The organism is Streptomyces sp. NPDC057654 (assembly GCF_042800135.1).
Lineage (GTDB): Bacteria > Actinomycetota > Actinomycetes > Streptomycetales > Streptomycetaceae > Streptomyces.
Map to the genome: position 1 here is coordinate 1 of NZ_JBHVHQ010000547.1, position 5,835 is coordinate 5,835.

General features: G+C 73.2%; 6 protein-coding genes and 1 pseudogene. 4 read left to right on the plus strand and 3 right to left on the minus strand.

The genetic code is table 11. From position 1 onward, the window contains the following. Window positions 1-135 precede the first annotated feature (135 nt). The 3 genes from ACFU99_RS30245 to ACFU99_RS30255 all read right to left on the minus strand — a co-directional run bounded on the left by ACFU99_RS30245 (window position 136) and on the right by ACFU99_RS30255 (window position 2,421). Window positions 136-381, minus strand: coding sequence for a chaplin (locus ACFU99_RS30245; protein WP_384398056.1), 246 nt, complete (start codon window positions 379-381; stop codon window positions 136-138). A 209-nt stretch (window positions 382-590) separates the two neighbouring features. Next, window positions 591-1,271: a response regulator gene (locus ACFU99_RS30250; protein WP_384398058.1), complete on the minus strand. Its 681-nt coding sequence runs from the start codon at window positions 1,269-1,271 to the stop codon at window positions 591-593. Then, window positions 1,264-2,421, minus strand: coding sequence for a GAF domain-containing sensor histidine kinase (locus tag ACFU99_RS30255; protein WP_384398060.1), 1,158 nt, complete (start codon window positions 2,419-2,421; stop codon window positions 1,264-1,266). The genes ACFU99_RS30250 and ACFU99_RS30255 overlap by 8 nt, the downstream gene beginning before the upstream one ends. Before the next feature lie 200 nt (window positions 2,422-2,621). On the opposite strand from ACFU99_RS30255, the gene ACFU99_RS30260 reads away from it, so the two are divergent. From ACFU99_RS30260 to ACFU99_RS30275, 4 genes and pseudogenes are all read left to right on the plus strand, one after another. Further along, window positions 2,622-3,371, plus strand: a complete 750-nt coding sequence (locus ACFU99_RS30260) for an SDR family NAD(P)-dependent oxidoreductase (protein WP_384398062.1) — start codon at window positions 2,622-2,624, stop codon at window positions 3,369-3,371. Beyond that, entirely contained in the window at window positions 3,368-4,453 is a 1,086-nt protein-coding gene (locus ACFU99_RS30265) for an S-adenosylmethionine:tRNA ribosyltransferase-isomerase (RefSeq protein ID WP_384398064.1), read from the plus strand. The genes ACFU99_RS30260 and ACFU99_RS30265 overlap by 4 nt, the downstream gene beginning before the upstream one ends. A gap of 32 nt (window positions 4,454-4,485) precedes the next feature. Continuing rightward, window positions 4,486-5,187, plus strand: coding sequence for a nitroreductase family protein (locus ACFU99_RS30270; RefSeq protein ID WP_384398066.1), 702 nt, complete (start codon window positions 4,486-4,488; stop codon window positions 5,185-5,187). Between the two features lie 331 nt (window positions 5,188-5,518). Continuing rightward, a pseudogene (locus tag ACFU99_RS30275) lies at window positions 5,519-5,835 on the plus strand (lytic transglycosylase); the annotation flags it as partial.

Below are 5,835 nucleotides of genomic sequence, written 5' to 3' on the forward strand. Positions count from 1 at the left end.
CCTGTCGCGTGGATGACACGGGTCGTGTGCGGGTTGCGCTCGATCGGATCAACGTTCGGCCCTGCGAACGGGTCCGGCCCCCCGGACGGTTCGTCCGGGGGGCCGGTGGTGTGCGGCGGGGCCGCGGTGCGGCGACTAGCGGTTCAGGCAGGTGTTGCCGAAGACCGGGTTGAGCACCCCGATCACGTTGACCGAGTTGCCGCAGGCGTTCACGGGGACGTGCACCGGCACCTGGACGGTGTTGCCGGACGCGACTCCCGGGGAGTTCTTGGCGACGCCGCCGGCGTGCGCACCGCCGTGGGCCGAGGCGACGCCCGCGCCGGCGACGGCCAGACCGCCGGCGGCGATCGTGATGGCGGCGAGCTTCTTCATGTTCTTCACTTCTCAGTTCCTCCTCGCGTGGCCGCGGCCCAATCGCCGCGGCGCGCCATGGAGAACGGGGCTGGGCCATTCGAGTTGCGCCACCGGGCCGACATTCACACGACCGTATGAAGTTGCCCGAGAGCGCTGCCGACGTGCCCTGGCCGTGCGTAGGCCGCACGACCAGGGCTTTCGCGACTCTTCAGGGCTCTTCAGGGCTCTTCAGGGCCTCAGGCGCCTATGCCGTGCCGCACGGCCCACAGGGCGGCCTGGGTGCGGTCCGCCAAGTCGAGCTTCATGAGGATGTTGGAGACATGGGTCTTGACGGTCTTCTCGGAGAGGACCAGGGCGCGGGCGATCTCGCGGTTGGACCGGCCGTCGGCGATCAGGCCCAGCACCTCGCGCTCCCGCTCGGTCAGCGTCGTGCCGCGCCCGTGCCCGCCGCCCGTCTCGTCCTGCGACAGCAGCGCCCCGGCGACCTCGGGCTGGAGCAGCACATGCCCGGCGTGCACGGACCTGATGGCGCCGGCCAGCGCCTCCGGGTCGACGTCCTTGTAGACGTAGCCGGCCGCGCCCGCGCGCAGGGCGGGGACCACGGTGCGCTGCTCGGTGAAGCTGGTGACGATCAGGACCCGCGCCGGGTTGTCGAGGCCGCGGAGCTTGCGCAGCGCCTCGATGCCGTCCATGCCGGGCATCTTCACGTCCATCAGCACGACGTCGGGCCGGAGCTCCTCGGCGCGGGCGACGCCCTCGTCGCCGTCGGCGGCCTCCCCGACCACCTCGATGTCGTCCTGGACCTCCAGGAAGGTGCGCAGCCCGCGGCGTACCACCTGGTGGTCGTCGACCAGCAGCACCCGGATCGCCCGCCCGTCGCCCGTGGCCGCCTTGGGGCCGTCCCTGTGTTCAGCCACCGGGCACCTCCATCTCGATCGCGGTGCCCTTGCCGGGCCCCGATTTCACGGTCATCCTGCCGCCGGCCCCGCTCGCCCGGTCCCGCATCGACACCAGGCCGAGGTGGCGGCCGGCCCGCCGGACCGCGAGCGGGTCGAAGCCGCGGCCGTCGTCGGACACGCGCAGCAGCGCGCCCTGGCCGCGGCGTACGAGTGTGACGTCGACGCGGTCGGCGCCGGAGTGCCGCAGGGCGTTGTGCAGGGCCTCCTGCGCGACCCGCAGCAGCGCCTCCTCCTGGGCGGCGGGCAGGGCCCGTACGCCGTGCGAGTCGAAGGTGACGCTGGCGGTGTGGGCGCGGTCGAGCACCTGGATCTGGGTGCGCAGGGTCGCGATGAGGCCGTCCTCGTCGAGGGCCGCGGGGCGCAGCTCCACGACGGCGGCGCGCAGCTCGTCGGCGGCCTCGGCGGCCAGCGCGGCGACCTGCTGGAGCTCGCCCTTGGCGCGGGCCGGGTCGCGGTCGACGAGGGCGGTGGCGGCCTGGGCGGTCAGGCGCAGCGAGAAGAGTTTCTGGGCGACGGCGTCGTGGAGCTCGTGGGCGAGGCGGGCCCGCTCCCCCGCGATGGTCAGCTCGCGGCTGCGCTCGTAGAGGCGGGCGTTGGTCAGCGCTATGGCGGCGTGCTGGGCGAGCGTCCGCAGCAGCTCCTCGTCCTGCGCGGTGAAGCCGCAGCCGCCTTCCGGCTTGGGGCACCTCTTGTTGGCGAGGAAGAGCGCGCCGAGCACCTCGTCGCCGTCGGCGACCGGCATGCCGATGAAGTCGGACATGTCGGGGTGTGCGGCGGGCCAGCCGCCGAAGCGGGGGTCCTTGCGGACGTCGGCGAGGCGCTGGGGGGTGGCTTCGTGGAGCATCGCGGCGAGGATGCCGTGCTGGCGGGGCAGCGGGCCGATGGCCTTCCACTCCTCGTCGCTGACGCCGTCGACGACGAACTGGGCGAAGCCGCCGTGGTCGTCGGGGACGCCGAGCGCCGCGTATTCGGCGTCGAGCAGTTCGCGGGCGGACACCACGATCGTCTTGAGGACGTCGTGGACCTCCAGGTGTCTGCTCATGGCCAGCAGAGCGGTGCTCACCGCGGCCAGGCCGGTGGGCGGGCCCTGGCCGTTTCCGTTGCTCATGGGGGTCACCGTACCGGCGGCCGGGCGGGGGCGTATCGGGCCTGCGGAGGCACGGCTCCTCCCTCTCGTGACCTAGGCCGAAGTGCCTTCTCGGGGTGGGTCCGGCAGCCGAGGCGGGCGTCGTCGGCGCGTTCCTACGGTGGCTGCGGAACGTACGGAGAAGCAGAGAAGCGCAGAAGACGAGAAGGGGGATGGGTTCGATGCCGGTGGCGATCATCACGGGGGCGTCGAAGGGGCTGGGCCGCGCGCTGGCGGCGGCGCTGGCCGGGCGCGGCTGGGATCTGGTGCTGGACGCCAGGTCGGCGGGGCCGCTGCGGGAGGCCGCCGCGGCGCTGGAGAAGGAGGAGCAGGCGGCAGCAGGCGGCGGCCGGGTGGTGGCGCTGCCCGGGGACGTCACGGACGCGCGGCACCGGGCCGATCTGGTGGCCGCCGCGCGCGGGCTCGGCGGTCTCGATCTGCTGGTGAACAACGCGAGCGCGCTGGGCGCCGAGCCGCTGGTCTCCCTGGAGTCGCATCCGCTGGACGGGCTGCGGGCGGCGCTGGAGACGAATGTGGTGGCGGCGCTGGGGCTGGTGCAGCAGGCGCTGCCGCTGTTGCGGGCCGCGCCGGGGGGCGGTGCGGTGATCGGCGTGAGTTCGGACGCGGCGGTCGAGGCGTACGGGACGTGGGGCGGGTACGGCGCGTCGAAGGCGGCGCTGGAGCAGTTGTCCGCGGTGCTCGCGGTGGAGGAGGAGGCGCTGCGCGTCTGGTGGGTCGATCCCGGCGACATGCGCACCGATCTGTACGCGGCGGCGGAGCCCGGCGAGGACCTCGCGGGGCGGGCGCTGCCGGAGGAGGTGGCGCCGGCCTTCCTGCGGCTGCTGGACGAGCGTCCGGGGAGCGGGCGGTACGAGGCCGCGGCGCTGCTCGCCGCCGGGCCGGCCGGGGACGGGCGCGGGGGCCGGCGGTGAAGGCGGGGGGACTGCGGGACGTACTGCGGGTGCCCGAGGAGCTGTCGGCGCGGGTTCCGGCCGAGCAGCGCGGGCCGGGGCTGCGCCGGGACGACGTACGGCTGCTGGTGAGCGGCGTGGGCGGGGTCTCGCACCGCGCCTTCCGCGAGCTGCCGGAGCTGCTGCGGGCCGGGGACGTGCTGGTGGTGAACACCTCGCGGACACTGCCCGCCGCGGTGGACGGGCGGCTCGGCGCGGAGCCGGTGGTGGTGCACTTCTCGACGCGGGCGGACGACGGCCGCTGGTCGGTGGAGGTGCGCCGGCCCGACGGGCGCGGCACGACGGGGCGGCGGACGGGCGATCTGACGTGGGCGGTGGTGACGCTGCCGGGCGGGCTGCGGCTCGTACTGGAGGGGCCGGTGGATCCGGCGGGCGACCGGCTGTGGTGGGCGCGGCCGTCCGCGGAGGCGGAGCCGGTGCTGCACCGGCACGGCCGGCCGATCCGCTACGGCTATACGGAACGGGATCAGCCGCTCTCCGCGTACCAGAGCGTCTTCGCGGTGCCCGACGCCGACGGCTTCGGGTCGGCGGAGATGCCGAGCGCGGCCCGCCCGTTCACCGAGCGTCTGGTGGCGCGGCTGGTGAGCCGCGGCGTGCAGATCGCGCCGGTGTCGCTGCATACGGGCGTGGCGTCGGCGGAGGCGCACGAGCCGCCGTATCCGGAGCGGTTCGCGGTGCCGCCGTCGACGGCGTGGCTGGTGAACGCGGCGCGGGCGGGCGGCGGGCGGATCGTGGCGGTGGGCACGACGGTGGTACGGGCGCTGGAGACGGCGGCCGGTCCGGCTGGTCCGGCTGATCCGGTCGGGTCCGGCGGCGTGGTGCGGGCCGCGGCGGGGTGGACGGATCTCGTCGTGACGCCGGAGCGCGGAGTGCGGGCGGTGGACGGGCTGTTGACGGGGCTGCATGAACCGGAGGCGTCGCATCTGCTGATGCTGGAGGCGCTGGCGGGCCAGGAATTGCTTTGCAGTAGCTATGCCGAAGCTATCGAACAAGGCTATCTATGGCATGAGTTCGGAGATATCCAGCTGATCCTGCCCCATTGATGATCAGCCTTTCGGGGATCAGACTCTGGGTCATGCCTACACCGACGAGGAATTGGACCCCGACGCACGGCGACCCCTACCGGACGGTGCCCTACCGGCCGGCCCGGATGCCCGCCGCCGAGTCCCTCGCCCGCGCCGCCGAGCTGCGGGAGCGGATGGACGAGCGGCGGACCGTACGGCAGTTCTCGCCCGACGCGGTGCCGGAGCAGGTGGTGAAGGACGCCATCGCCTGCGCGGCCACCGCGCCGTCCGGCGCGCATCAGCAGCCCTGGACCTTCGTCCTGGTGAAGAACGCCGAGGTGCGGCGGAGCATCCGGCAGGCCGCGGAGGCCGAGGAGCACCTCTCCTATGAGGGGCGGCTGGGCCAGGAGTGGCTGACGGCGCTGCGCCCGCTGGGCACGGACGAGGTGAAACCGCACCTCACGGACGCCCCGGCGCTGATCGTCGTGTTCCAGCAGCGGTACTGGCTGGGGCCGGACGGAGCCAAGCGCAAGCACTATTACGTGGACGAGTCGGTCGGCATCGCGGTCGGGATGCTGCTCTCCGCGCTGCACCTGTCGGGGCTGGCGGCGCTGGTGCACACGCCGAGCCCGATGCGGTTCCTGGGCGAGGTGCTGGGCCGCCCGGTGAACGAGAAGGCGTTCGCGGTGATCCCCGTCGGCTATCCGGCGGCGGACTGCGAGGTGCCCGACCTGGTCCGCAAGTCCCTGGACCAGGTGATGGTCGAGATCTGAGGATCCCCCTCCCGCGGCACACGCTCCGCGGTCACGCGGGCACACCGGGCGAGATCAGGGGGCGCCCGGTGTGAGCCCGCGCATAGGGCGCAGATCACTTACGAGCCGGAGTAGTGGATGCATAAGGGGGTTGCGAACGGGTATGCGGGGCGTTCGCACTGACCCGAACACCCCCGTGTTCCACGAAGTCGGGTAGTACGTCACACCTTTGCCACAGCTTTTTGCGGCCGCTAACAATTGCCGAGTCGCAGGGCGCCGTCGATCGAGAAGCGGCGTTCCCCGCGCCGATCCGGCCACTGCGACTCAAGCGATTGGAAGAGGTCACCCCCGCATGCCCGTCCCCACCATTCCTGGTTACAGCCGTCTCTCCAAGGTCCACAAGTTCTCCGTCGCCGGCATCGCCGCCGCCGGTGTCGCCGCCGTGACCTTCGCGGCTGTGCCCGGTTCGGCCGAGGCCAACGGCGACACGCAGTCGATCGCGGTCAAGCCCGTCGCTCAGGACTCCACCACCTTCGGCACCAAGATCCAGCAGGAAGCGCTGGTCAAGCAGTCCGGCTCGCTCGCCGCGCAGGCGAAGGACGAGGCCCGGGCGAAGGCGGCCGACGCCAAGAAGAAGGCGGAGGCCGACGCGAAGAAGACCGCCGCCGA